The 25,140-nt window shown below is 53.7% G+C and carries 25 protein-coding genes and 1 riboswitch; of the genes, 12 read left to right on the top strand and 13 right to left on the bottom strand.

Annotated elements, in window-relative coordinates:
• The first annotated feature begins 38 nt into the window (after positions 1 to 38).
• Positions 39 to 536 carry an RNA polymerase sigma factor gene (locus ACYX34_RS07470; protein WP_462075927.1) on the top strand — a complete coding sequence of 166 codons (498 nt, stop codon included), beginning with the start codon at positions 39 to 41 and terminating at the stop codon, positions 534 to 536.
• A 52-nt stretch (positions 537 to 588) separates the two neighbouring features.
• Positions 589 to 2,004: a hypothetical protein gene (locus ACYX34_RS07465; RefSeq protein WP_462075926.1), complete on the top strand. Its 1,416-nt coding sequence runs from the start codon at positions 589 to 591 to the stop codon at positions 2,002 to 2,004.
• Between the two features lie 195 nt (positions 2,005 to 2,199).
• Here the strand turns inward: ACYX34_RS07465 and ACYX34_RS07460 are convergent, their stop codons facing one another.
• The 4 genes from ACYX34_RS07460 to ACYX34_RS07445 form a co-directional block, all read right to left on the bottom strand.
• A complete protein-coding gene (locus tag ACYX34_RS07460; RefSeq protein ID WP_462075925.1) occupies positions 2,200 to 2,979 on the bottom strand; it encodes an SDR family oxidoreductase in 780 nt (259 codons plus the stop codon).
• A 92-nt stretch (positions 2,980 to 3,071) separates the two neighbouring features.
• On the bottom strand, positions 3,072 to 3,422 hold the full coding sequence (locus ACYX34_RS07455) for a cupin domain-containing protein (RefSeq protein ID WP_462075930.1): 351 nt from the start codon (positions 3,420 to 3,422) through the stop codon (positions 3,072 to 3,074).
• Positions 3,423 to 3,575: 153 nt separating this feature from the next.
• Positions 3,576 to 4,109 (bottom strand): RrF2 family transcriptional regulator, encoded by a 534-nt coding sequence (locus ACYX34_RS07450; protein WP_462075924.1) that lies wholly within the window; start codon positions 4,107 to 4,109, stop codon positions 3,576 to 3,578.
• A 472-nt stretch (positions 4,110 to 4,581) separates the two neighbouring features.
• A complete protein-coding gene (locus ACYX34_RS07445) occupies positions 4,582 to 5,262 on the bottom strand; it encodes a hypothetical protein (RefSeq protein ID WP_462075923.1) in 681 nt (226 codons plus the stop codon).
• A gap of 256 nt (positions 5,263 to 5,518) precedes the next feature.
• Here ACYX34_RS07445 and ACYX34_RS07440 point away from each other — a divergent pair, with 256 nt between their 5' ends.
• Both ACYX34_RS07440 and ACYX34_RS07435 read left to right on the top strand, forming a co-directional pair.
• On the top strand, positions 5,519 to 6,394 hold the full coding sequence (locus ACYX34_RS07440) for an undecaprenyl-diphosphate phosphatase (RefSeq protein WP_462075922.1): 876 nt from the start codon (positions 5,519 to 5,521) through the stop codon (positions 6,392 to 6,394).
• A 12-nt stretch (positions 6,395 to 6,406) separates the two neighbouring features.
• Complete coding sequence (locus ACYX34_RS07435; RefSeq protein ID WP_462075921.1) at positions 6,407 to 6,667, top strand: DUF2024 family protein; 261 nt, start codon at positions 6,407 to 6,409, stop codon at positions 6,665 to 6,667.
• 79 nt (positions 6,668 to 6,746) lie between these two features.
• On the opposite strand, the gene lspA is transcribed toward ACYX34_RS07435, so the two are convergent.
• The 3 genes from lspA to nadA form a co-directional block, all read right to left on the bottom strand.
• Positions 6,747 to 7,259, bottom strand: coding sequence for a signal peptidase II (gene lspA / locus ACYX34_RS07430; protein WP_462075920.1), 513 nt, complete (start codon positions 7,257 to 7,259; stop codon positions 6,747 to 6,749).
• Positions 7,260 to 7,267: 8 nt separating this feature from the next.
• Positions 7,268 to 10,075 carry an isoleucine--tRNA ligase gene (gene ileS / locus ACYX34_RS07425; RefSeq protein WP_462075919.1) on the bottom strand — a complete coding sequence of 936 codons (2,808 nt, stop codon included), beginning with the start codon at positions 10,073 to 10,075 and terminating at the stop codon, positions 7,268 to 7,270.
• A gap of 218 nt (positions 10,076 to 10,293) precedes the next feature.
• Positions 10,294 to 11,397 carry a quinolinate synthase NadA gene (nadA, locus tag ACYX34_RS07420; RefSeq protein ID WP_462075918.1) on the bottom strand — a complete coding sequence of 368 codons (1,104 nt, stop codon included), beginning with the start codon at positions 11,395 to 11,397 and terminating at the stop codon, positions 10,294 to 10,296.
• Between the two features lie 165 nt (positions 11,398 to 11,562).
• A riboswitch (TPP riboswitch) is annotated at positions 11,563 to 11,665 on the top strand.
• A 134-nt stretch (positions 11,666 to 11,799) separates the two neighbouring features.
• Here nadA and thiC point away from each other — a divergent pair.
• The 8 genes from thiC (at position 11,800) to ACYX34_RS07380 (ending at position 18,931) form a co-directional block, all read left to right on the top strand.
• A complete protein-coding gene (gene thiC / locus ACYX34_RS07415) occupies positions 11,800 to 13,692 on the top strand; it encodes a phosphomethylpyrimidine synthase ThiC (RefSeq protein WP_462075929.1) in 1,893 nt (630 codons plus the stop codon).
• A 9-nt stretch (positions 13,693 to 13,701) separates the two neighbouring features.
• Entirely contained in the window at positions 13,702 to 14,502 is an 801-nt protein-coding gene (locus ACYX34_RS07410) for a sulfide-dependent adenosine diphosphate thiazole synthase (protein WP_462075917.1), read from the top strand.
• Positions 14,503 to 14,560: 58 nt separating this feature from the next.
• Entirely contained in the window at positions 14,561 to 15,076 is a 516-nt protein-coding gene (locus ACYX34_RS07405) for a tetratricopeptide repeat protein (RefSeq protein ID WP_462075916.1), read from the top strand.
• Between the two features lie 76 nt (positions 15,077 to 15,152).
• The gene (locus ACYX34_RS07400) at positions 15,153 to 15,557 is read left to right on the top strand and encodes a response regulator (protein ID WP_462075915.1); all 405 of its coding nucleotides are present in this window, start codon (positions 15,153 to 15,155) and stop codon (positions 15,555 to 15,557) included.
• A gap of 46 nt (positions 15,558 to 15,603) precedes the next feature.
• The gene (ygfZ, locus tag ACYX34_RS07395; RefSeq protein WP_462075914.1) at positions 15,604 to 16,695 is read left to right on the top strand and encodes a CAF17-like 4Fe-4S cluster assembly/insertion protein YgfZ; all 1,092 of its coding nucleotides are present in this window, start codon (positions 15,604 to 15,606) and stop codon (positions 16,693 to 16,695) included.
• Between the two features lie 31 nt (positions 16,696 to 16,726).
• On the top strand, positions 16,727 to 17,146 hold the full coding sequence (locus tag ACYX34_RS07390) for a group II truncated hemoglobin (RefSeq protein ID WP_462075913.1): 420 nt from the start codon (positions 16,727 to 16,729) through the stop codon (positions 17,144 to 17,146).
• 647 nt (positions 17,147 to 17,793) lie between these two features.
• Entirely contained in the window at positions 17,794 to 18,384 is a 591-nt protein-coding gene (locus tag ACYX34_RS07385; protein ID WP_462075912.1) for a hypothetical protein, read from the top strand.
• A gap of 331 nt (positions 18,385 to 18,715) precedes the next feature.
• Positions 18,716 to 18,931, top strand: coding sequence for a hypothetical protein (locus ACYX34_RS07380; RefSeq protein WP_462075911.1), 216 nt, complete (start codon positions 18,716 to 18,718; stop codon positions 18,929 to 18,931).
• 36 nt (positions 18,932 to 18,967) lie between these two features.
• On the opposite strand, the gene ACYX34_RS07375 is transcribed toward ACYX34_RS07380, so the two are convergent.
• From ACYX34_RS07375 to ACYX34_RS07350, 6 genes are all read right to left on the bottom strand, one after another.
• Positions 18,968 to 20,785: an ABC transporter ATP-binding protein gene (locus ACYX34_RS07375; protein ID WP_462075910.1), complete on the bottom strand. Its 1,818-nt coding sequence runs from the start codon at positions 20,783 to 20,785 to the stop codon at positions 18,968 to 18,970.
• Between the two features lie 15 nt (positions 20,786 to 20,800).
• Positions 20,801 to 21,280: a lasso peptide biosynthesis B2 protein gene (locus ACYX34_RS07370; RefSeq protein WP_462075909.1), complete on the bottom strand. Its 480-nt coding sequence runs from the start codon at positions 21,278 to 21,280 to the stop codon at positions 20,801 to 20,803.
• Positions 21,281 to 21,413: 133 nt separating this feature from the next.
• A complete protein-coding gene (locus ACYX34_RS07365) occupies positions 21,414 to 22,643 on the bottom strand; it encodes a nucleotidyltransferase domain-containing protein (RefSeq protein WP_462075908.1) in 1,230 nt (409 codons plus the stop codon).
• 11 nt (positions 22,644 to 22,654) lie between these two features.
• On the bottom strand, positions 22,655 to 23,440 hold the full coding sequence (locus ACYX34_RS07360) for a hypothetical protein (protein ID WP_462075907.1): 786 nt from the start codon (positions 23,438 to 23,440) through the stop codon (positions 22,655 to 22,657).
• 347 nt (positions 23,441 to 23,787) lie between these two features.
• The gene (locus ACYX34_RS07355; protein WP_462075906.1) at positions 23,788 to 23,964 is read right to left on the bottom strand and encodes a hypothetical protein; all 177 of its coding nucleotides are present in this window, start codon (positions 23,962 to 23,964) and stop codon (positions 23,788 to 23,790) included.
• Between the two features lie 6 nt (positions 23,965 to 23,970).
• Positions 23,971 to 24,309 (bottom strand): PqqD family protein, encoded by a 339-nt coding sequence (locus ACYX34_RS07350; protein ID WP_462075905.1) that lies wholly within the window; start codon positions 24,307 to 24,309, stop codon positions 23,971 to 23,973.
• Between the last annotated feature and the right edge of the window lie 831 nt (positions 24,310 to 25,140).

The raw sequence follows: 25,140 nt of genomic DNA, 5'->3' as shown, positions 1-25,140 counted from the left end.
GTATCTGATTCGACAACCGCTTCGATCGCTGACCATTGATGGACCGTGACCAGACACTGACCGCCCTTCGCGAAAGGATTCTCGCGTTTGCGACATCACGTCTATCGAGGGATCATGCTGAAGACCTGACACAGGACGTCTTAGCTGTCCTGCACGACAAGTATTCACGAGTGACTGAATTGACCGAGCTCGTCCCCTTGGCCTTTCAGGTGTTGCGGTACAAGATGCTGGATGCCCATCGCAAGGCCTTGCGGCGAGGTGAGTATCATCAGGAGTCGGTCGAGGATTTCCCGCTAGCCGATACCAGGGACGATCCTATGGTTCAACTCGATCAGAAGCAACGCGTTGATCGACTATTAACTGCCATCACACAATTGGGGGAACGCTGCCGAGACTTGTTCACATGGAAGTTAGAAGGAAAGAGTTTTCCAGAGATTCAGCAATTGATGGGCCAATCCTCCATCAATACGATTTATACCTGGGATCTGCGATGTAGGAAGCACCTCCTTGGGCTTATGGGAGGCAGTTGGGAATGACTCTAGTAGTGCTGAGTGCAAACAACTCGTCAGACTTCATGGTCCTATAACAATGTCGGAATACGATCTAGAAAAACTTCTCGGAGGATTTGCGGCGGATACGCTGACAGCTGAGGAGAAACAACAGCTCTACAGGACAGCGCTTACTGATCAACAATTGTTCACTGCACTTGCTGATGAGCAATCACTGAAAGAATTACTCACTGATCCTGTGGTGCGCCGGAGACTGTTGCAGGCCTTACAAGCGACTCAGACAGCAAGCGCCGTTGAGACTGCATCATGGTCCGATTGGTTCCGTCGGCCAGCCGTACTTGCTTGGGCCGGGGGCCTCGCCACAGTCGTCCTTGCGGTTATCCTTGGCACAAGAATCTACGAGGACAGTGTGAAAGAAGCCGGCCGATCCCTCGCTACTGAAGAGGTGATGACTGCGGCTCCTCCCGCTTCCGTACCTTCCGCTACCCAACCCACGGCACCGACGATCAATAAGCCTCAACTGAACGCACAAGACAACGTGGAACAAGCAGCTTCGATCAGAAAAGAAGCGCCCTACAATAAGACAGCGAAACAAAAGTCCTCCGCACTAGGTAAACTAGAGGAACGACGTGCTGGAGCTTCATCGAGCAAGAGTCCCCTCCAACAGCATGAGGCGTCTGAGCTGCAAAGACCGGACGAATCAACGTCGGATAAGCTCGCCGGGCCGGAAGAACAAACTTCAGCCTCGACTGATCAACAACCTGCGAGCACGCCCCCCACTGCTGCTTCTCTACCTGCACCGACTGCACCGACAAAGATTCCGGCAGCAGCAACGTCCGGCCAAACCAGCTCAACGCTGAGTGCTCGTTCCCTCTTCTATGGAGCAGGACCGCAGGGCCAAGATAGGTCGATGGCAGGAGATACTCGACGCCGTGAGAAGGCTGGGAGCGAATCTGCTCAGTCTCTAAATCAGTCAGAACTCACACCCCAATCATTGGCGATGACCAAGAGCAAGCGCCCTACCCCCCATCAACCAGCAGGTATTCGGTATAGTGTCAGCCACAAAGAACAGCCCGAACGCTATCAGGACAGTGCCATAGAGACGGCACCCCAGGTCGTATCCCTGAAGCTCACCATTGAGTCCAATCAAGATGGCTATCTGCAACTATGGAAGCACGATGGCTCCTCAAATCCCCAACTCCTGTTCCCAATCTCAGAGGCCGAACAGCCCTCCTCCAAACTCACGGCCCATACCCCCCTGACCATTTCCGTCCCGTCGACGCCTGACATGCTCGTCATTCGATTCTCTCGTACGGACAGGGTCCCTTCGGCGACCTTCGATAGCACGCTGCTCGATGATTCCACTCGACATTACCTACGTGAATCGGTGATGACCGACGAAACCTCCGGTTTCCCGTCACCGATCCACTACATCGTCAACCAAGACCCTTCCCTGTCGGAGATCGTTGTACAAATTTCTCCCTCACAGCCATGAGGAAGGTTGAGCAACCCGAGGAGATGGTGGATCACAAAATGAACGAGACGTTCTCCGCTCTACCCGGCTCTGACGAGAATCCACCAGCAGAGCGCGGAGTCGTCCATGGGCTTCCCCACATAAAAGTAGCCTATCCCCCTTTTCTATCCGACCTCTTTTTTAATCTTCGCACCTCAATCGGATCCGTATTTCTTTCTATGTCCTGCTTAGGTGGGCATAAGGAGGTGGCGGTGGTTGGATTCTGAGCCAGTCTTGGAAATGAGTCATGCCGACGCAATGGCGACCGGCAGGCACCAACGATCGGTCGTCTAGCCTCCCGCCGAAATAGAGCGCCTGATGATCGGACAGGACCTCGCGAGGGTCTTGGTTGACATTCAAAAGACGGCGTGCGATTTCGTCCATACGGATTCGATCAGGTCCTGCCAGATCGATCGTACTGTTGCTCGGCGCGCGTTCGGTCACTTCCACCAGAAAAGCGACGACGTCATCCGCAGCAATCGGCTGCATCAGCGCTGGAGGGAGTCGAACCGTTGCGCCTTTAGTGCCTAAGTCGGTGATCGTCCTGATGAATTCAAAAAATTGTGTAGCTCGAACTATTGTATAGGGTATCTGTCCCCGCTGGACTAATTGCTCTTGAGCCACTTTCGCGCACATATAGCCGACGTCCGCCATACGATCTGCCCCGACGACCGACAGCACAACGTGGTGCTCCACCTTTGCCTCTGCTTCAGCAGACAGGAGATTTCGTGTCGATGTGTCAAAAAAATGCATCACCGTGCCGGATTCGAAGGACGTCGGATTCGTAACGTCAATAACGACCTGAGCGTCCTCCAACACTGCTGCCAGCCCAGCGCCCGTGAGCGTGTCGATACCCGATGTGGGTGATGCTGGTATGCCTTGATGTCCCCGTTGATTAAGCTGTCTGACCAGCCGCGCGCCGATCTGCCCGCTGCCGCCAATGACTACAATCTTCATATGGGCTTTGTCCTTGCGCTCGTGACTGAAAGACGAGGTTTTCCAACTGGCACTCCTCCTCGCGTGACAAAAACATTCTCCCTAGCAGCCAACTACTTGACCGGCACCAGGACTGGTGCCTGCTTGTCCTTGAGGAAGATCACTAGAAACTTTGCCGGCTTGGTATTGCTTGCATTTTTGCCAACCGTATGCACATCGTTCGGTCCTTCGTAGAAGGTTTGTCCTGCCGTCAAGGTGACAGGTTTACCACCCTCTACCTGCATGATGATGGAGCCTTCCAGCACATAGATGAATGCATGCGCATTGTGTCGGTGCACTGAGTCGGTTGAACCAGGAGGAAAATTGACTGTGATCATCAGTCCTTCCTTGCCGGGTATATCGGCAAGATCTTTCGAGAGTAGCGGCGTGACTTCAGCTTGCTGTGCCCAAAGTGGGCTGGACATGAGGCTCACAAAACAGCAGGTCAACAGCAGGTTCTTCATCGTTGAGTCCTTTCTATGCGCACGTCAAGATTATGTATCTGTCTCTTGAAAACGGCTCCTACGTGGGCTGATCCAAGAGACGTCAGATTTGACAACTGCGCGATCAGCTGGATCTCACCTCTTCTTACGGTGGAGATGTTCACCAGGGCGGATCTTGGGCCGTTCGAACCAGGTATTGACCTCGTTCAGAAACTCCTTCGGCGCCTTTCGCTCGACTTGTTGGGCCAAGTCCGCAAGCGTATACGCATCAAGCGTTTGTTGCATCCGGCGTTCTGCCTCTTGCATCACTGCATGAATGCTACAGACACCCTTCTTTGCCCACGCAGGAGGTGACGCACCGAACAAGGCGCAGTTCAGGCGAACTTCCGTACATTTAAAAAGCCCCTTGCTACCCTCCAAGGCCACGACCGCATCCCAGACTGTGATCTCTGCTGGTGGACGGGCCAGTATGTACCCGCCGCCTGCTCCTTCGCTCGCGGTGACCAAGCCGCCCTTTTTCATTTTAGTGAACAATTTGGCGACAAAAGTTGGCGAGATGCCTTGCAACTTCGCCAGGTCCGCCACGTTTGCTTTTATCGGGCCTGAAGGGCCGACGAGATAAAGAAGGCAATGCAGCCCATATTCAACCCTGGAAGCGTAAAGCGCCATATAACTAAGACAAAATCTATCTTAGTTATACAGATCCGTGTGGACCAGATCAAGGCGTAAGAGAAGCATAATTAGTATTAGGCTTTGTACTCATACAGTCGCCTGCTCCGCCCGCTTGAACCGGCGACTGACGGTCGCGCAATACATCTCTCAATGGTCCGTAATCTCCGTGAGCCGATAGACAATCAGCTACAGCTGGGGGCTCAGCCGTTTGGAATAACGCGTCCAATTCGACCGTTCTATCATGTGTCATCTCTGGGTCACGCAATACCGACTTTCCCCCGCACGAGGAACCTCACGAACCAAGACGAACAGGGCACGACGGGCTGAGCTTACGAACAGAAACGACCCGTTCGCGTCGGTCGTGCAAACTCGTGAGGACGATCGGGATGGTGAGTCGCAAACAAAACGGGCCGTTCTCCTCTTACAGAGAACGGCCTGTGGTATTACGGGAAACTGATCGAGGTCTGATCTACGGCGTGACTGAGATTCGATCTTTGATCAGATCGAAGGTTTCTTTGGGCACGACATTCTTTGCGACCAACTCGCCCTTCACACGATAGGGGCGATTGCTCACGATGCGCTCGGCCTCATCCTGTTTCAGACCAAGGAAGAGCACCATGTCGTTCGCTGACACTTTATTGATATTCATCGCCGCCGACGCTGCCGGAGTTGCCTGAGTAGTTCCGGAAGCAAGCTGATTGGGGGTCACTGTGGCAGCCGCCGCCTGGCCAGCATGGGAGCGATCTTTCAGCTCTTTCTGATACCGCGCTACCAACGACTTCAGCGTATCATTATTACGCTTGACATCCTGATACTCCTGTTTCACGTTCCTGTTCTGCGCCGTGAGTGCTTTCACTTTCTCTTCAAGTTCTTTCGTGCGGCCTTCGATCGCCCCTCGTTCCGCGTCGCGCCCATGTTCAATGCGTTGGAGTTCATCACGAACGGTCTGCGCCTCATTGCCGAACTTCACGTTCAGCTCTTTGAGCGTTCGGACCTGTTGCTCCATGGCGCTTTTCTGTTGCCGCGCCTTCTCCAGCTCCATTTTGGCATTATCCGCTTCGGTTAACGCCGCTTGGTACTTCTTGTTGGATACGCATCCCGTGGCCAATACTGCTCCGACCAGCACTACCACCGTCCACTCACGTCTCATGCGATCCTCCCTCCATCAAATCCCACCACGTGTCTTTGTATTGAACCCGTACCATGCATTGTGTGTATGCCAACATCCAGGCATTGTCAATATATTTACTATTGCACGAACGCTTCCCCCCTTTGGGCACGCCACACATCATCCTCCATCTAGCGCTTGACGGATCACCACGGCTCTGTGATGATCCCTCACATCTTATCAAAGCCAGCCAGGGAGGGTCACACCTCTATGTCCTTCAATCCTAGGTGGTGTACGCATGAACGAATGGGGCCCGGTTCTCGCCGTGATTCTTGGAGTCGTCGAAGGACTGACGGAATTCTTACCAGTCTCGTCCACCGGTCATCTGATTTTGGTCGGCCACGCATTGGGATTCACCGGCGATGTGGCTGCCAACGCTGAAATCTCCATCCAATTGGGCGCTATCCTCGCGGTCATCGTCTTTGAGCGGGAAAAGATCGGTCGACTGCTGTCCGGGGCCTGGCGGGAACGTCAGACGCTCTGGTCGTCTCTCGGCAACTCGCCTTCCATGACGTGGTCGAGCCGTCTCACGGTCTCCATACAACACCATCCTAATCTATGGTTCATCCTCGGGCTAGGGATTGCGTTCTTACCCGCCGCCATTCTTGGCCTGTTGGCTCATGGATGGATCAAATCCTATCTCTTTACTCCCCTGACGGTGGCGTCCACATCGATCTTGGGTGGCATCATCATCCTCCTTGTGGAGGCACGTACGCGCACCGCTGCCACCAAGAGCCTCGACCAGGTCTCACCACGGGATGCCTTCTGGATTGGGCTGGCACAATGCGCCTCCCTGATTCCCGGCATGTCGCGCTCCGGTTCCACGATCATCGGTGGGTTGCTTGCGGGACTGGATCGTAAGGTGGCGACAGAGTATTCATTTTTTCTCGCGCTCCCGACGATCATCGCCGCCACGCTGTATGAGACGTGGAAGGCACGCGGAGCGTTCACCGATCAAGACTTTCTGGCTCTTGGGCTCGGCATGGTGGTCTCCTTCTTGGTCGCATGGGCGGTCATCGCCGTGTTTTTGACCTATGTCCAGCGGCATACCTTGCGCGTCTTTGCCTACTATCGTATTATTCTCGGGATTGTGGTCATGTTGGTTGTCCGCTGAAAGGAGTTGGGCATGTCTTCGGATACGATTCACGTTTACGATACCTGGGTTCACGGCAAGAGCGGCCGCATCCACTTCGATGTCATGACGACGGATGAAGCCACCGCACTCAAACTCGCGAAGGAATACCTGGTCGGCATCGGGGAACCCGATGCGACGATCACGACCAAGGAATGCCAGTTCTGTCACAGCGAACCGCTGTTCATGTTCTCGGCAGAGCAGCAACAACAAGCGAAAGAAAAAGGCGGGTTTATCGTCCGGATGCCGGCCTGATTGCGAGTGCCCGATTTTGAGTGCTGAGTTTTGAGTGTAACTTCATGCTCAGAACTCAGCACGTGAGGCTGTTCTGACCTTAAGAGACCGACGAAGTCTCCGATGCCTCAGGCGGTTCGGTCCGTTTTTCGAATGCAAAGTGGATGATGAGAGCGATCACCCCGACGGTGATGGCTGAATCCGCGACGTTGAACGCCGGCCAGTGGTAGCTCTCCACGTAGACATCCAAGAAATCAATCACCTCACCGAACCGAAGCCGATCGATCAAGTTCCCGATCGCCCCACCGAGTATCCCGGCAACACTGATCCGTCCCATCCAATCCTCCTCAGGCATCCGCAACAGGATTGTCCCCAGCAGGCCAAGAGCAAAGATCGATGTCAGCCCGAAGAAGACCATGCGGAACGCATTGCTGCTGCCTGCTAAGATCCCAAAGGCCGCCCCAGGGTTTCGGATATAGGTCAGGCTGAAGAGGTTAGGAATGACGGGAATCGACTCATGGAGCCGCATTGTCTGCATGATCTGCTGCTTGGTCAGCTGATCCAGGAGGATAATACCCCCGGTCACCGACGCCAGCAACATATTACGCATCATCGATAGGCTCAACGAACTGCCTCCACACATCGGTCACAGAGGGTCGGATGGGCGACATCCTTTCCAACGGCTTCTCGGTAATTCCAGCAACGTTCGCACTTGCCCGCCTGAGATTTCGTGACCACGATCTGGAGATCTGTTTGAGCGCCGTCCGTCCTCTTCAGTGATACCTGCGAGACAATGAAAATCGTACTCAGGTCTCTCTCATACGCTTTCAAAAACTCGTACGTCTCTGAGGCAGCATCAAGCTGCACATGGGCTTCCAAAGACGATCCGATCACTTTGTCTCGTCGGCGTTCTTCTAGCACCCCTTGTACGCGAGTTCGATAGCTCAGTAGCTTCTCCCACCGGGTGGCCAACTCATTGTCTTTCCAGAGAGGTTCAACTTCAGGGAATGGAGCCAATTGCACACTGACCACTCCCCTACGCCCCGCTTCCGGCAGCATCCGCCAGATCTCATCGGCAGTAAAGCTCAGGACCGGCGCCATAAGCTTTGTCAGGGCGATGAGGATGTCGAACAACACCGTCTGAGACCCTCGGCGTTCAGGCGAATCGGCTCGAAAGGTATACAGCCGATCTTTCAGGATGTCGAGATACACGGCGCTGAGGTCAACCGAGCAGAAATTATTGAGTGCGTGAAAGATCGTGTGAAACTCAAAGTCCTCATAGGCCTGACGCACTTTTGTGGTGAGCTCACCAAGACGCAACAAGGCCCATCGGTCCAATTCAGGCAATTGCGCATACGGGACACGGTGACCATCTGGATTGAAATCGTACAGATTGCTCAGTAAGAATCGGGACGTGTTGCGGATCTTCCGATAGGCCTCGATAAGATGATTCAGAATCTCTTGTGAGATGCGGAGGTCTTCGCGATAATCCTGCGCCGACACCCAAAGCCGTAGGATTTCTGCGCCTGACTGCTTGATGACGTCTTGTGGCGCCACCACATTCCCCGCCGACTTGGACATCTTCTTCCCCTGCCCGTCCACCACAAACCCATGGGTCAAGACGGCTTTGTAGGGTGCCCGATGATCCGTGGTCACTCCAGCCAGCAGCGCGCTATGAAACCACCCACGATGCTGGTCGGACCCTTCCAGGTACAGATCGGTAGGCCACCACTGCTTCGGCTTCGTCACAGCCGCGTAACTCACCCCAGACTCGAACCACACATCGAGAATGTCTCGTTCCTTCTCGAAGGTCGCCCCTCCGCATTTCGGACAGGTGGTCTCGGCAGGCAAAAGCTCGGAAGCGGGTCGCTCAAACCATACATCCGCCCCCTTCGACTCCATCAAGATCGCAATGTGCTCGATCACAACCGGATCAGCCAGAACATGCCGACAGCCGTTGCAGGTAAACCCGGGAATCGGCACACCCCACACACGTTGACGCGAAAGACACCAATCCGGCCGGTTCTCGATCATGCCGAAAATCCGATCGCGGCCATAGCTTGGAATCCACCGAACCTGCTCGATCTCCGCAAGAGCCGCTTTTCGTAAGTCATTCATCTCCATGGACACAAACCACTGCTCCGTGGCGCGGAAGATCACGGGGCTCTTACAACGCCAGCAATGAGGATACGAATGGCTCAATGAACCATGGCCGAGCAGGCGTCCGTTGGCTTGAAGATAATCCACAATCTTTGGGTTCGCCTTAAATACATGTTGTCCGGAGAATTCCTTCACCATGTCGGTGAACCGCCCGCCGTTATCCACCGGCGCCACAATCTCGAGCCTTTCACCTGGTGACGCCTTGGCATTGTGATCAAGCACCAGGATGTAGTCTTCCATGCCGTGGCCAGGCGCGATATGCACACAGCCGGTCCCTTGGTCGAGCGTGACAAAATCCCCAAGGAGGATCGGCGACAGTCCGGTGGAAAGCGGGCGCTGGGTTTCTAACCCCTCAAAGCCTTCTCCTCCTCTTTTGACCCCGACGACGCGATAGTCTGTGATCCCACAGGCTTTCGCCACAGTTTCCAACAGTTTCTCCGCGACAATCAGCAGCTCATTACCGACCTGCACAAAGGCGTAGTCGAAATCTCGATGCAGACAGACGGCTTGATTAGCCGGCAATGTCCAGGGCGTGGTGGTCCAGATAACTACAGAAACCAGTTTGACATCGTCTGGAAAGACAACCCCTGGGAACGTCTTCCCCAAGACATCCGGTGTGGTCACGACGGGAAATTTGACATAGACCGACGGCGAGACATGGTCGTCGTATTCGACTTCTGCTTCCGCCAGCGCCGTTTGATCTTGCGTGCACCAGAGGACGGGTTTGAGCCCCTTGTACACACCTCCCCGCTCGACGAACTTCCCGAACTCCCTGATAATCGTCGCCTCATACCCTGGCGTCATCGTCAGATACGGATGATCCCACTCTCCCAGGACACCGAGCCGCTTGAATTCCTCCCGCTGAAGGTCGACATACTTCTCGGCATAGGCGCGACAGAGCTTACGAATTGCCGACACGTTCAAGTCTTTTTTCTTCTCGCCGAGTTCCTTCATGACTTGATGCTCGATCGGAAGGCCATGGCAGTCCCATCCCGGCACATACGGTGCCTGGAACCCCGCCATCGTTTTCGACTTCACGATGATGTCCTTCAGCACCTTGTTCAAGGCATGCCCGATATGGATACGGCCATTAGCATAGGGAGGACCATCATGCAGCACGTATCGAGGCCGACCCTGCCCCATCGCCTGGATCTGGTCATAGAGCTTCTCCTGCTCCCACCAGGCCAGCATCTCCGGCTCCCGCTGGGGCAAATTGGCCTTCATTGGAAAGTCAGTTTTGGGAAGATTGAGTGTCAATTTGTAATCCATGGACAATACAATCCGAGTACTTACATCATAATCATACCGAATCGAGGGGACTATACAGGAATGGCTGGCGAGGTACTAGTCCTTGCCCTTCTCGCGGACTCGTCAATAACGTCGTTCAGCAAGGCCGCAGCGAGCGAAAGCCCGAAGCGTACAGGTCCGGGTACGTTGAGGGTTTGAGCGACGCGAGCACGCAACTGAATGCGTTTTTCACGAGTCCGCTAGCTGACGGCCATCATGCGGTCAAGTGCGACCTTCGCCCAGTGCTTGTCATCCTCGGGTACCACAATCCGATTGACGACATGCCCGTTAGCCAGATTCTCCATCGCCCAGCAGAGATGGGCCGCATCGATTCGAAACATCGTCGCGCACTGACAAACCGTGGAGGAGAGGAAGAACACCTTCTTGTCTCCCAACTCGTGCTTCAAACGATTGACGAGATTCAATTCGGTGCCGACGGCCCAGGTCGTCCCGGCCGGTGCAGCCGTGACGGTCCGAATAATGAACTCGGTTGAGCCGATCAGGTCAGCCTTGTTCACCACATCCTCATGGCATTCCGGATGCACGATGACCTTGCCATCCGGATACTGCTTGCGGAAATGATCCACGTGCACCGGCTGAAACATTTGGTGAACACTGCAGTGACCTTTCCAGAGGATCAGCTTGGCCCGCCGAATAGCCTCCTTATTATTCCCACCGTTGGGTTGATAGGGGTCCCAGACAATCATCTGTTCACGGGGAATCCCCATCTTGTTCGCCGTATTACGGCCCAAATGCTCATCGGGAAAGAACAGGATCTTTTCTCGTCTAGCCCAACACCACTCGATCACGGCTTTGGCATTAGATGACGTGCACGTAATACCCCCATGCTCACCACAAAACGCCTTGAGCACTGCCGCTGAATTCACATACACCGCAGGCATCACGGTCTCATCAGCAGGGACCACACGATCCAACGCTTCCCAACATTGATCGACTTGCTCAATCGCAGCCATATCGGCCATGGAACAACCCGCAGCCATATCGGGCAGGATCACCGTCTGCTGAGAACGACTGAGGATATCCGCTGTCTCAGCCATGAAGTGCACACCGCAAAACACAATGTAGGGTCGTTCGGAACGCTCCGCGGCGAGCTTGGCCAACAACAGCGAATCTCCGCGAAAGTCGGCATGTTGAATGACTTCATCACGCTGGTAGTTATGGCCGAGTATCATGACCCGCTCACCAAGGACTCGCTTAGCTGAGACCGTTCGGCGAAACAATTCGTCTGCCGACAACGCCTGGTACTCGGTGATGGGTTTTGGTAATGTCGCGGTAGCTGTCACAATACGTCCTCCCAAGTCAGGAGATTGATTCTACGATAGGCCCCTTCTACATTCAACGAATCCTCCCTTGCGGAAAAGTCCTATTCTCCTCACCCCAAAAGGAGAAGATTCGCTATGGGCCTAATAGCCGATTGACTTCGGTGGGTTGGAGTACTACGATTATTCATTCATAGCTAGGGGAGCCATGAGGCTGAGAGTCCGAACGATCGGACGACCCTCACAACCTGACCTGGGTAATACCAGCGTAGGGAAGCCGATTTGAGCGGGCCTTGTGAGGAATCAGCCGCGTTCTCCAGTTTGGGGAAGCGGCTTTTTTATTGTGGGTGACCGATTGCGGCCCTCGCCTCTACCGTAACACAGACAAACAGATGAAAGGATCTCATCATGAGCATCCACACACATATGCAAGGGGCGGCGAATGGAAACGGTGCTGGAATCCCATCCTCTCCCCTCTCCACCACCCCTTTCCCTGCGTCACAGAAAATCCATGTCCCCGGGGCTCAGCCAGGGGTCCACGTCCCAATGCGAGAAATCAGTCTGACTCCTACAAAGGGGATTAACGGGACCAGCTCTCAGAACACGGCTGTGATCGTGTACGATACCTCAGGTCCTTACACCGATCCCGCTGTGACGATCGATGTCCGCAAGGGCCTCGCTCCGTTGCGACGCCCCTGGGTACTCAATCGACAGGACGTTGAAGAGCTCCCAACGGTGACGTCGGCGTACGGCCGTTTGCGGGCGAACGATCCGAAGTTGGCTGAACTTCGGTTTCAACACATCCGCAAACCGCTACGAGCACAACCGGGGAGAAACGTAACCCAGCTGCATTATGCGCGAAAGGGCATCATCACCCCGGAGATGGAATTTATCGCGATCCGTGAAAATCAATCCCGGGAACGGTCTGCACAGCTCGGCGAACAGAATGGACATCATGGTGGCGTAAAGCAGCACCCGGGGTTCGCCTGGGGCGCCAGTATTCCTCGGACCATCACACCGGAGTTCGTTCGCGATGAGGTCGCACGTGGTCGAGCCATCATCCCCTCAAACATCAACCATCCGGAGAGCGAGCCGATGATCATCGGCCGGAACTTTCTGGTCAAGATCAATTCCAACATCGGCAATTCCGCCGTCGCCTCTTCGATCGAAGAAGAAGTCGAAAAGATGATCTGGTCCACCCGCTGGGGAGCCGATACGGTCATGGACTTGTCGACCGGCAAAAACATCCATGAAACCCGCGAATGGATCATCCGCAACTCCCCGGTCCCGATCGGCACCGTGCCGATCTATCAGGCGCTTGAAAAGGTCAACGGCAAGGCAGAAGACCTGACCTGGGAGATTTTCCGCGATACCCTGATCGAACAGGCTGAGCAGGGCGTCGATTATTTCACGATTCACGCCGGCGTCCGCCTCGCCTATGTGCCGATGACCGCCACACGCATGACTGGAATTGTGTCACGCGGCGGCTCCATCCATGCGAAATGGTGTCTGGCTCACCATCAAGAAAACTTTGCCTACACGCACTTTGAGGAAATCTGTGAAATCATGAAAGCGTACGACGTCGCCTTTAGCCTTGGCGACGGACTCCGACCTGGGTCCATCGCGGATGCCAACGACGAGGCCCAGTTTGCCGAGCTGGAGACCCTGGGTGAGCTGACGAAGATCGCCTGGCACCATGATGTCCAGGTCATGATCGAAGGGCCAGGTCATGTTCCGATGCATATGATCCAGGCAAATATGGAAAAGCAACTCGAGGCCTGCCATGAAGCCCCTTTCTACACCCTAGGCCCCCTCACGACCGATATTGCCCCCGGTTATGACCACATTACGTCCGGCATCGGTGCCGCCATGATCGGGTGGTACGGGTGCGCCATGCTGTGCTACGTCACGCCCAAGGAGCATCTGGGCTTGCCGACTCGCGAAGACGTGAAAACCGGCGTCATCACCTACAAAATTGCCGCCCATGCCGCCGACCTCGCCAAGGGCCATCCCGGTGCCCAAGCGCGAGATAACGCCCTGTCGAAGGCCCGATTCGAATTCCGCTGGGAAGACCAGTTTCACCTGTCGCTTGATCCGGAAACCTCGCAACAGTTCCACGACGAAACACTTCCGGACAACGCCGCCAAGGTTTCGCATTTCTGCTCCATGTGCGGGCCTCACTTCTGCTCCATGAAGATCACGCAAGATGTCCGTGATTATGCCGCGCAGCTCAAGGTCGATGCGCACCAAGCGATTCAGATCGGCATGAAAGAAAAATCCGAAGAGTTCAAAAAAACCGGTTCTGAAATTTATCGCTAGGAGAGCTGTATGGCCAAGCCAAAACCCGCTCCATTACGAGAGCGAGACATTACCCGGCAAATTGCCCGGGAATACTACAAAGAATTCGATCAACTGATCGAGAGTGACGTCATCATTGTGGGCGCCGGACCATCAGGGCTGATTTGCGCGCACGACTTAGCTGCGATGGGGTTTCGTACCCTTCTCATCGAACAAAGTCTGGCACTTGGAGGCGGATTCTGGTCCGGTGGGTACCTCATGAACAAGGCCACGATTTGTGAGCCTGCGAATGAGATTCTCGAAGAAATCGGCGTGCCGTGCAAGAAAATCACCGAGTGTGCGGGCATGTACATGGTTGATCCACCCCATGCCACCGGTGCGCTCATTACTGCCGCCTACCAGGCTGGGGCCAGGATCATGAACCTTACGCGAGTGGTGGACTTGATCCTTCGACAGGATGCCTCCTTGGAAGGTGTTGTGGTGAATAACACGACCGCCGAGATGGCTGGGCATGACAGGATCCATGTCGACCCCATCGCCCTTGAGAGTACAATCGTCGTGGATGCCACCGGCCACGATGCCGTCCTGGTTGAGCTCCTGCATAAACGGAACTTGTACAAGACGGTACCAGGCAATGGGGCCATGTGGGTCTCGCGCTCTGAGGAAGAGGTGATGGATCGCACCGGAGAGGTCTATCCGAATTGCTTTGTCATCGGATTGGCCGTTGCAGCCGTCTATGGCACACCACGAATGGGGCCAGCCTTCGGCTCGATGTTGCTGTCAGGCCGGTATGGGGCAGAGTTGATTAAGAAAAAACTGAAGAACGAATAGCCTTCAACTGTCAGCTCCGGATAGAAGCTGAACAGCTGACGATGCCCAACTAATTCTTATGAATATCCAAGATTTTCTTGTCCAAGGTGAAGGACACGAAGAAGACAAGCGCCAGGCGTGGGAGCTGTTTCAACAAGCCTTCGCGCGACAAATGAAGGGTGAACTCGAAGAAGCGGTCAACCTGTACAAGCAGTCAATTGCAACCCATCCAACCGCTGAAGCCTATACATTCCTGGGGTGGACCTATAGCTTCATGGGGCGACTCGATGATGCCATTGAGGAGTGCCACAAGGCCATCGTGCAGGATCCCGAATTCGGCAACCCTTACAATGATATCGGCGCGTACCTGATTGAGAAGGGAGAATTCGACGAGGCGATCTCCTGGTTTCAAAAAGCGATGCAGGCCAAACGTTACGAGAGCCCTGCCTATCCCCACCTCAATCTTGGCCGCGTGTACGAGCGAAAAGGGAACTGGACAGAAGCCATCGATTCGTATAAGGCAGCACTCACCTTGGACCCTGATTATGCACTTGCCAGAAAGGCACTTGGACGATTGGTGAGTTCACTTAATTGACGGAGCGTGTGGTCCTTATCGTTCGTCTTGTTTCTTATTATTGAGAGCCAATCCAGCAAAATACCAGATACACCACATGAGCCAAGCAAACCAGAGCACCATTCTTGTCGCCGTAACTGATCTCTTCTTCTATACCAAAGTCCGGGGCGCGTTGCGCCAACCGGACTATCAGCTTGAAAAAGCTCGTGCGCAACAGGACATTATCGATAAGGCCCTTGCGTTGAGCCCTGGTGCCATCATCTTCAATATGAACGACTTGACCCTCAATGCCTTTCTCGCATTAGAACAGCTCAAGGCGGATCCACGGCTCACAGGCATTCCAACACTGGCATTTGCCAATCACGAAGAAGTCGAAACCTGGCACCGTGCTAAGGCGCTCGGTGTGACGAAGATCGTCTCCCGCAATGAGTTTTCTGCTCGGACAAGAGAACTGGTAAAAGAAGTCATGAACAACCATATCATCGCGTCGGAAAGTCTTTGAAGTCTGCTACCTTTGACTTGACGACTTTTAGAGCTTCAGACTGAATATGAAATACTCACGCCTTCACCAACAACACACCCAACTTGGTGCGACCTTTGAAGAGGTCACTGGCTGGGAGATGCCCGTACACTATGGGGACGTAGCTGCAGAACATCGTGCCGTCCGCCACGCAGTGGGGATAGCCGACCTCTCTCATCGTGGCAAGCTCCGTGTCATAGGTGAGGATCGGGTGAAGTGGCTCCAGAGCATTATCAGTAACGACATTCTTCCTCTACACCCAGGACAAGGCCGCTACTCCAGCTTGTTGACCCACAAAGGCAAGATGCTGACGTACTTCCGCCTCTACATACAGGCAGACGCCGTGATGCTGGAGGATGTCGGAGAAATCGGTCAAACCTCGTTCCAAACATTACGCAAGTTCCTGCTCTACGGTACCAAGGCCAAGATGGAAGACTGCGCCGAAACGTGGGGGCTCTTGTTGATCAGTGGGCCGAAAGCTGCTCAGGTCATTCAGTCCGCATTCGGTGTAGATGTCATAGACATGAAGCCAGTCGATTTTGTCACAGCACAAATCGGCGGACATCAGGCCTTGGTACTACGGACCGAAGAAACGGGAGAAATCGATATCGAAATACTGCTTCCTGCTGACAGCTTGGTGACCGCATGGACCACTGCCATGGAAGCCGGGGCCAAGTTTGGAGTCAGGGCCATCGGAACCCAGGCTCGAGAAGCCTTGCGCATGGAAGCCGGTCTCCCGAAGGCTGGACCTGATCTGAACGAGGAGATCGTTCCGCCCGAGGCCAACCTTGAAAACAAAGCGTTCAGCCTCAACAAAGGGTGCTATCCAGGGCAAGAAGTTGTCGCGCGCATGGATACCTATGGCACTGTACGCCGCAAACTCGTGGGGCTTGTCTTGGATGATTCCGTCATGCCTCCCCATGGAGCCAAACTCTACAGCGGCGATCGTGAAGTCGGCTGGGTCAGCAGCGCCGTCCATTCTCTTCAGGTCAACAAGACCATCGCGTTTGGATTTCCGCTGCGGGACTTCAGCTCAGCAGGAACAAAACTCAGCGTGGAGTGCGGGGGTAGCAAGCACCCGGCAACCATCCATTCTCTGCCTTTTTACACCAGGCAGTAACGGCCTTCTCCATCGACACGCCTGAACACCTATGTCCATCAATGAACGAGAAGACAGTGTCCACAGCACTCCGTATCACGCAGCTGGTGAGCTGGCCGGAATCACTCGCCTGGTCGATGAGTTTTACACCAACATGGATAGCTTGCCGGAAGCCAAAGGCATCCGGAACATGCACCCACCTGACCTCACAGAATCACGCAAGAAATTGACGTACTTTCTCTGTGGCTGGCTGGGGGGGCCAAGGCTTTTTCAGCAGCACTACGGGCCGATCAGCATTCCCGGAGCGCATAAACGGTTCCCAATCGGATATGAGGAGCGTGATGCCTGGCTTCTTTGTATGCAACGGGCCCTTGCCGTCCAACCGTACAGCAACGAATTGAAAGATTACCTCTTGGCTGCTCTCAGCGTCCCCGCCGAGCGCGTTCGACAAGTGAATGCTGGAGAGATCTAGCTCCCTGCCATCCTTTCAGCTACCTGCATCGCCCCTCCTCCACGCACGTTAGGATACAGATCTGCATCCTTCTGGATACAGGGACACAGCATCAAGAATTTTCAGGAAGTCACCATTCCCTTTGAAAATCAGACCGATAAACAAAGCACGGCACGTGGCATTGTCCTTGCTGTTACAGTTTTGAAGCCCAGAGTTAGACCGGCATTCACGAGACGAGAGTCCACGCACAGCTCACCGGGGTGGATGCATTCGATGAAGCCCAAAGGGGTCATACCTACGAGCGAGGAATGGGCAGAAAAGAAACTACACGGTAAGGTTCTTCAAGTCAGTAAAGGATGAGATGACTTTCCTCTTCAACAATTCAAACGATCGTCACCTCCTGACAGAACCGATCTGCATCGGATGCGAAGCCTGGATTGACGTGGGCCGGTTTTGTGCCACTAAAAAGTCCATGCACCGTGCTACTCGAACTTCCCCCGACAGCTCTCTGACAAAATCATTCGCTGACATCCGCAGAAAGCTTCGGAAAAGCTCGGACGAAGACATCGGCTAACCGCAACCGTACCTCCATGGTCTCCCCACTCTCCTACTGAGAACCAACACTGGCAAAGCACATTCCTGATCGCACACTTCGCAGAGAGCATTCGATGTCACCGATGCGCAGCCAATTAATCTTGGTATCTTCACTGGCTGTATTGGTTGTCGCTGCTATACTGGTTGGTTGTGCGACTACGGAAGTTGATATCTCACCATCACCTCAGACTCCAGTGTGCGACAACGCAGCTTCAGCGCTCGTTCTCTGGACACCCCAGTGGCGCCCGGCTCAGAAAGATGTGCCGAAGCGCGAGGTTGCCGCCGAAGCTGGACTAAAAGAGTTTCTACAAACTTCTGGTTGCTTCGCCAGCTCTGACCTTCGTCGCCTGCCCAACCTCACTCCAGCCGAGGTGGGAGCAGAAGTGGCTTCAACTCATGGTCGTTTCAACAGGATGGTCACCATCACCCTCAAGGAACTCGGGCCAGTAATCAGGCTACTCGCCTCCCTCACGCTCGTTGATGGTGGGACAGAAGCCGCGTTCCAAATAGCTGAGTATATGTTGCCAAGTGAGACTCCAACCCGAACCTTCACCGTTCACTGGCGACACGGTGGACCTGGTGTTGTCAAAGGGGTGATATCTCTACCACAAGACATGCATGACGCACTTGTTGTGGGGCTGCAACCGAATAAGCTACAGCCGTAATGCCACATGCAAAGCTGACTAAAGCGGGCGTCACCCAGAGCACTGTCCGATCATTGCTTCCGATGGCCTCATTTACTTCAACTATCAGCAGCCTGGAGTCACCCATGACAGCGACATCTGGAAAGTCGAGAAGAAAGACGGAATCTGGCAGAAACCGGAGAGCTTAGGACCACGCATCAATTCACCCTACCGCGACCACATGCACTGGACTGGCCTCTCAAAGGACGGGAAGAGCCTCATTATCACTAGTACACGCCCGGACATGGGGTCTTGAGGAGGCCATGATATGTGGATCTCCTACTAAAGCCCACGGGGTGAATGGCAGGAGCCATTGAACCTCAGCGATACCATCAACACGGCCGATGAAGATATGTGCTGGACCTTTACACCGGACGGCAAGACCTTCACAGGTGGCTCGGGCCCTCGCGATTCGTATAATCACGACATCATGTGGGTGAAGAAAGATAATGTTCCGTTGTTGAAGAATTTTGAGCCGATCGGGCTACCACCGAATCTACGCATCAATAAGTCTGGCAATATGAAATGACTGTGCCGTTAGTGCCGAGTTATCGGCTGTACGATATCATTGGTACTGGTAGTGCTGAGCTTGAGTGAGAAAGAGGTTATTGTAGAGGCCTTGCTGTGCCATCAATTCGTCATGTGTCCCTTGTTCCACAATTTGCCCATGATCTACCACGAAGATTCGGTCCGCCATCTTGACCGTCGACAACCGATGGCTGATTAAGATCGCCGTCCGTCCCTGAGCAAGTTCATGAAACCGTTCGAACAGTTCTGCTTCTGCTTTGGCATCCATCGCGCTGGTGGGCTCATCGAGAATAAGAATTTGTGAATCTCGCAGGATTGCCCTAGCGAGAGCTACTTTTTGCCATTCACCGATGCTCAGCTCATGTCCCCCATCGAAGAGCTTGCCGAGTAATGACTCATACCCCTTCGGTAATCGTTCAATGGTTTCATGAACTCCAGCCTGTTTCGCTGCCTGAACGATAGCGAACGGGTCAACCCCAGAAGCCCTGACACCTAGTGCGATATTGTCTTTCGCGGACAACTGAAACTTCACAAAGTCCTGAAAGATTCCGCTGACCGCACCTCGCACATCAGTGATATCATAGTGACAAAGATCCGTTCCATCAATCAGGATACGCCCTCCTGATGGATCGTACAGACGACATAAGAGCTTCACCAGTGTCGTCTTTCCCGCACCATTCGCTCCAACAAATGCGACATGCTCGCCGGGTTTGATCGAAAAGGTGAAGTCTCGAATCGCCACGCGTTCTTCATGTGGGTATTGGAACGACACGTGCTCGAACACCACCCCTTCGGTAATTGGGCGAGGAAACGCTTTGGGACATGCTGACGTTCTCAATCGCGATTGCAGCCCCAAAAACTCGCCCAGCGTGGCGAGAAAAAGATTGCTTTCATATAAGCTGGACACGCTCTGCCCAAGGCCTTCGAGGAATCCTGAAGCCCGTTGTACGGCTTGGAGACAGATGACGAGGTCACCTATGGTCAATAGTCCGTCAATGGTTCTCACGACCAGCACACTACAGACCCCGAAAGCCCCGGCGACACCGATGATCTGTGCGACAAGTCCTGAGAACATCCATCGTCGTTCTAACGCGATTCGTTCTTGACGCAATACCAATCGTGCGTCAGCAAACCACTGCTGCAAGCGACGTCCGAGATCGAATAGCCGAACCTCCTTTGCCGCACCGGCTTGGGTCAGCAGCATATTGACGTACCAAGCCTTTCGGTCAAGCGGTGCCCGCTCTCGTTCCCACACATAGAGTTGATTGGACTGTCTTAGCTTAGCAAGGAAATAGGGAATGGCCGTCAGGATCAGGATTGGGATCACACCCCAATGCATCCACCACAGTAGGACCGCCATTGTAAGCAAGGAAATGGTGTTTTGCCCCATCTGGAGTAGCGCATTGAGAATGGCGGTCGGTCGATAAGGCGCTTCTTGCTGTGCCAGATGTAAGGTATCTTGATAGCGTGCATTCTCATAATACTCCAGGTCGACTTCAACCGACTTAGTTTGAAGGATTGCGTACATATGATCAGTGACGACTTCTGATTGTATTTTTGAAACCAGCCCAGCGACAGCGGTGAGGAGAGCACTAATCAACGCCACACCGGTTACACCGCCGAGAATCGCAAGGATGTGGGTCAACGAAGCATCATCCCAAGTCGTCTTCAGTCCTTCAGTCACGGCATCGATCAAAAGCTTCGTCAAATACAACGCCACGAGTGGAAGGAGCCCCTGAATGACGCGTACCACGACACTCGCGGTAGCCAAACTTGGACTGCTCTGCCACACGAACGATAGTGCCCGCCCGACCGTCTGCAAGAAAGGCCCGATACGATTCAGCATCGTAGTCATGATTGACAATACCCCCTAACACTCCTGTTTATGAGCCCATCGGTTGCAAGCTTGCACTCCGAGACCCAAGACCTCCGAGTGTGTGACTGAGTCAGGCGGATAGGAAAAAGTGACCGTGAAATCTCGCCAGAACGCGCCCGGTTCATAAACCGTCTTTGATTCAAGTGTCAGCCAAGCATGGCCTTCCAGACCAGAAACACCTTTTTTGACTCCACAATGAAACCGTACCGGAAATCCCCGACGTCGAGCTAACCGATACAGCGCCAAGGATCGGGGGAAGCAATTCCCTTCTTGATTGTACGGGAATAGCCGGAGCCACCGATCTACGTAGTACGCCATCTTCTTCATCTCGGCATCGTCAGGACTACCCATCCTTGAACCACGACTCAATTGATTGAGCACGACTGGCAAACTTGTCAGACGCAAAAGAAGCCGAACCCATAGAACCAACAGGCCGGTCTGGAGCACACTGCGATATTTGTCCACCTGTACCATCGTGTCAATTTTCGGTGTAGCAGACCCTACCCTAAGCGATGACTACACAACGTGCTAACGAACTCCGGCGTATCATCCTCTGGAGCACTGGAAGCAACTAGATGACTTTTACAGAGATCTCTGCTTCACAAACCTAGGCACTATGAGGCACCCATCGATTGAGAGTCCCTCGGATTCTTGGAGAAAGGAACCGCTTCATCTTTCGATGCATCGGTTGAATGAGACGTGCAAGACGTAACAAGGAGTTGCGCCAGCGAAACCAAGTCGGAGGATTCATGACCACAGGGCTCTGAAGCCGACACAGTCGAAGACCAAAGCACCAGCGCTCCCACCATGAATCTTTCAACGAAAAGTAGAGGGCAGCCGACTGCTCTTCCCAAACTCCTTCCCCACCATCTTTCAGTAACGTGGCTGGCATACGCTGTGAAAGGACCTCTATCTCTACCTCCCTTTGAATCCGTGCCAGAACCACGTCAGGAAGAGGGGCATCCAGGAGTCGATGAGCAATCGACAGACCCATCATGACCAACCGCTGGCATCCCCATGCTGATGAACTGGACAGGACAGAGGTCCAGTCCAGGTTCGGATGAGTGCGAAGGAGTTCCGCCACATCACAGACCCATTTCAGGTGCTCCCATGCATGTTTCGACCCATGTACACAGAGCACGATAAGTAAATCTTCCGGTGCCAATCCAGGGACCGTCCGATTCTCAAAGGCTACTGAAACCCGTCGAGCCCAGAACTCTGGGCGATCTAATCTGAATGTGAAATGAGGATGAGACATCACCCATTGAAGGTCGACCCGATAGAGCGTTCGTCTTTTTACAAATACCTGATGCGGACCATCATCGTGTTCGGCACTTTGCGCATCAACCATATCTCTACGCTCGTAGCCAATCTTCGTGAGAAACGCCCGAGCCTCCCCAACGGATGATTCTGGAACAAGCAAATCAAGATCGGTAAAGTCACGAAGACTAAGATCACCATAAGCCACCGTCGCGAGGGTGGCTCCTTTGATCGGGATAACGGGGACTCCCCGTAGGGCAAATTCGTCGCACAACTTGCTAAGCTCCTGTGCCAGATACCGATTCAGCAGGCCCCCAACTTGGACCTTCTGCCGCAATCGGATTAAGAATTCGGCAGGGACAAGATCAGACGCGACCTTGGAGAGACTTGCATACAATAATGGCTCCACACCATGGTATTCGGCCAACTCAAGGAGGGCCGGCCAGTCGACTGATTCCTGAACTCTTCGACGAATTCGCGCCGTGAGATCTTGGGGCATTCCTATCCGTGCGCACCAGACAAGCAGTTCCGCTTCCAAGCCCAACGGAATCTGCCTCGTATTGGAGTCGCTTGGCATCGCGTCCCCTCCTAAAGCAATGGTGTGATGAGTTGAGGAAGCTCCAGGATGTCTCGACCAAAGTGCAAGCGATAACAATCCACCTGCTTGATAAGTTTCGCCAAGACCTGAAACTCTCGTTTCGCAACCTCTGAGTCATAAACCAATAGAGCTTGGGGCAGGAGCATCTCTAACGCGCGACTCTTGGAAAGCAATTCTAGATGGCTGTGAGATGCGTCAATCACGTGAGGGAACAGCACGAGCGCTGGTTGGCAACACTCCCCGATCGAAGTGGGATAGAGATCCTTCGCATGAAAGGCTCGCTTTGGGAACCGAGATTGAAGCACCTGAGCCGGTGCAGTGCGCAGCTCCGGGAAAAACCCCACGGTCTGTTCGGTCACATTGATCTTGATCGGAAAAGGAAGTAGATCGATATGTGTTCCGGCATCTCGAAGCAAGGGATGATCATCCGAAAGATAGCGGTAGCCCGACCGAAGCAATGAAATGAACGATGTTGTCTTCCCACGCCCACTATTACCAGGAATCAAGACTCCTCTACCATTCTTCTCCAGAGCCGTAGCATGAATGGTGTAGAGTCCACGATGTCGCAAGAGCTCCGTCAAGGCGAGATGGAACAAATACTCGATCAAACTGTCCGGCATCATCTGAGGGTTGATCAAATAGCCATCGACTCTCCCCTGTGCGTTATCAACTACCAAGGTTCCCACATTGACAAAGTCGACGATTAACCGCTCACCATCACGAATCACCTCATACGGCAAATCAGTCTCTTGGCCATCTTCACCTGCTGCTCCCATTTTGACAGCTAGTTGACGTGCCGAAGAGGAGACTGTCAGTGGGATCTCAGCTCGATATCTAACGGCCTGGAAACATACGGTAAGCGGAATGGACGGATGAAGGGCCTCTTGCCGAAAATGTCTCAGAAATTCATTCACTGGGGCGGCAAGGACAGAAGACGCTGTGACATATCGTACCTGTGTACCATGTAGTGAAAAAAGAGACTCGGTAAGAGGCCGTTCAACTATGTTCATCGTCATCTATTCCTCACCACTACTTCTCCCCAAAACGAATTAGAAGGTGGGCTGGCTGATTCGTAGACCAACCAGCCCATCGGACAACTGGATGAACGCCACCCCTATAGCCTCTATTGAGGTCTATGGGCGAACTGATTGTAATGGTGAGCTATACGCCCGCCACCGAAGCCAGAATGCGCACCACCGATGATAGGACTCCCACCACCAGAACCAGACCTCTTAGCGGTAATATCCCGCAAGAGCTCGTGCTTAGTAACCGCCGGCTGCACATACATCTCTTTCGTCATGTCGTTTCACCTCCTTTCTTGTTGAAGTAGCCCCTCCTGAGTCAGCTGATTGACCAGGGTGACGAGGTCGTCAAGGGCTCGCTCAGGAACGACGTCAAAACGGTCACAGATGGCAGTATGAATGTCGCCGATAGTCTGGTTACCGGTACAGAGGTCCCAAATCAGGCTCCCTAACCGGTTAAGGGTATAGTAGCGGCCAGTACTGAGATCCAAGAGTACCGTCTCATCGTCCATGTTGGTGGACTGCACATCGTGATTTTTCATCAGAACAACCTGGTGCAGCATTGTGGGATCAAGGTGGGAGACCGCGGTATAAGTTGAAAAGTCCCGCAGCGTGTCCGGCATGGCTATTTCCTCCATCAACGATGAGGCAGTTTATTCGAGAGTCCCATTCACTGGCACCTTGACATGTGTATCATGCGGAAGCTGCCACAATAGCCATCCTTTCGAGGGAGAAGACATGAAAGAAAGTAGGGTCAAAAAGCCCCAATTTCTCCCACCGCATGGGCTCCGATCTTCCCACCCATTGACATGCCTAATGCTGCCCTCGTAATAGAGGTCAACAGTCTAAAAATCTTTGTCCATTTCTCCCCACAGCGCTCCGGCCTACCCACGCCACAATGGCGTCAATTAGGGAGGAACTAGGCTCAAGACACGTCCGGTTTCTTGGATTCTTCAGCAACCAGGATCTCGTTCGCCATGGCTGGAGGTGGCCATGAGTAACGTGTTTCTGTTGAGAGGGAAGCAGTCAAAAGGATTAAACCATATGTTCCTGTCTCAAACGGCATTCCGCGGGCGGATGATTAGTGGGAACCTCTAAGTAATCCGGCATGCCTTCAATGGAAGAAGGCGCCGAAGGCCTATGGTCCGCATAAGAGTCTCTACAATCGATTGGTGTGCTGGAGTCGGGAGGGGATCACCAACAAGCTCTTCCACAAGCTAGCGAGAAAACCCGAGGTAATAGACTGTCTGACGCCCGACGCCACACATCTGAAGACCCATAGAACGGCGGTCAGTCTATTCAAAACGAGGCCGTACCTTACTGGATTGAGAGCACGAAAGGCGACCTGAATTCGAAGCTGTACGCGGGTTGCGACGACACAGGTAAACAAAGCGTCTATTGCTGGCGGAAGGGTAGATCAGCGATGACACTGTGCTTATGCCAGGCCTTCCCCA

Source organism: Nitrospira sp. CMX1 (genome assembly GCF_054902215.1).
Note: the sequence above shows the minus strand (reverse complement) of the source record. Positions and strands in the feature narration are given on the sequence as shown.

Excerpts from the sequence above, each read along its gene's own strand:
- ACYX34_RS07470 (WP_462075927.1), top strand. The coding sequence starts at position 39 with ATGGACCGTGACCAGACACTGACCGCCCTTCGCGAAAGGATTCTCGCG.
- ACYX34_RS07465 (WP_462075926.1), top strand. The coding sequence starts at position 589 with ATGTCGGAATACGATCTAGAAAAACTTCTCGGAGGATTTGCGGCGGAT.
- ACYX34_RS07460 (WP_462075925.1), bottom strand. The coding sequence starts at position 2,979 with ATGAAGATTGTAGTCATTGGCGGCAGCGGGCAGATCGGCGCGCGGCTG.
- ACYX34_RS07455 (WP_462075930.1), bottom strand. The coding sequence starts at position 3,422 with ATGTCCAGCCCACTTTGGGCACAGCAAGCTGAAGTCACGCCGCTACTC.
- ACYX34_RS07450 (WP_462075924.1), bottom strand. The coding sequence starts at position 4,109 with ATGGCGCTTTACGCTTCCAGGGTTGAATATGGGCTGCATTGCCTTCTT.
- ACYX34_RS07445 (WP_462075923.1), bottom strand. The coding sequence starts at position 5,262 with ATGAGACGTGAGTGGACGGTGGTAGTGCTGGTCGGAGCAGTATTGGCC.
- ACYX34_RS07440 (WP_462075922.1), top strand. The coding sequence starts at position 5,519 with ATGAACGAATGGGGCCCGGTTCTCGCCGTGATTCTTGGAGTCGTCGAA.
- ACYX34_RS07435 (WP_462075921.1), top strand. The coding sequence starts at position 6,407 with ATGTCTTCGGATACGATTCACGTTTACGATACCTGGGTTCACGGCAAG.
- lspA (WP_462075920.1), bottom strand. The coding sequence starts at position 7,259 with ATGATGCGTAATATGTTGCTGGCGTCGGTGACCGGGGGTATTATCCTC.
- ileS (WP_462075919.1), bottom strand. The coding sequence starts at position 10,075 with ATGGATTACAAATTGACACTCAATCTTCCCAAAACTGACTTTCCAATG.
- thiC (WP_462075929.1), top strand. The coding sequence starts at position 11,800 with ATGCAAGGGGCGGCGAATGGAAACGGTGCTGGAATCCCATCCTCTCCC.
- ACYX34_RS07410 (WP_462075917.1), top strand. The coding sequence starts at position 13,702 with ATGGCCAAGCCAAAACCCGCTCCATTACGAGAGCGAGACATTACCCGG.
- ACYX34_RS07405 (WP_462075916.1), top strand. The coding sequence starts at position 14,561 with ATGAATATCCAAGATTTTCTTGTCCAAGGTGAAGGACACGAAGAAGAC.
- ACYX34_RS07400 (WP_462075915.1), top strand. The coding sequence starts at position 15,153 with ATGAGCCAAGCAAACCAGAGCACCATTCTTGTCGCCGTAACTGATCTC.
- ygfZ (WP_462075914.1), top strand. The coding sequence starts at position 15,604 with ATGAAATACTCACGCCTTCACCAACAACACACCCAACTTGGTGCGACC.
- ACYX34_RS07390 (WP_462075913.1), top strand. The coding sequence starts at position 16,727 with ATGTCCATCAATGAACGAGAAGACAGTGTCCACAGCACTCCGTATCAC.
- ACYX34_RS07385 (WP_462075912.1), top strand. The coding sequence starts at position 17,794 with ATGTCACCGATGCGCAGCCAATTAATCTTGGTATCTTCACTGGCTGTA.
- ACYX34_RS07375 (WP_462075910.1), bottom strand. The coding sequence starts at position 20,785 with ATGACTACGATGCTGAATCGTATCGGGCCTTTCTTGCAGACGGTCGGG.
- ACYX34_RS07370 (WP_462075909.1), bottom strand. The coding sequence starts at position 21,280 with ATGGTACAGGTGGACAAATATCGCAGTGTGCTCCAGACCGGCCTGTTG.
- ACYX34_RS07365 (WP_462075908.1), bottom strand. The coding sequence starts at position 22,643 with ATGCCAAGCGACTCCAATACGAGGCAGATTCCGTTGGGCTTGGAAGCG.
- ACYX34_RS07360 (WP_462075907.1), bottom strand. The coding sequence starts at position 23,440 with ATGGGAGCAGCAGGTGAAGATGGCCAAGAGACTGATTTGCCGTATGAG.
- ACYX34_RS07355 (WP_462075906.1), bottom strand. The coding sequence starts at position 23,964 with ATGACGAAAGAGATGTATGTGCAGCCGGCGGTTACTAAGCACGAGCTC.
- ACYX34_RS07350 (WP_462075905.1), bottom strand. The coding sequence starts at position 24,309 with ATGCCGGACACGCTGCGGGACTTTTCAACTTATACCGCGGTCTCCCAC.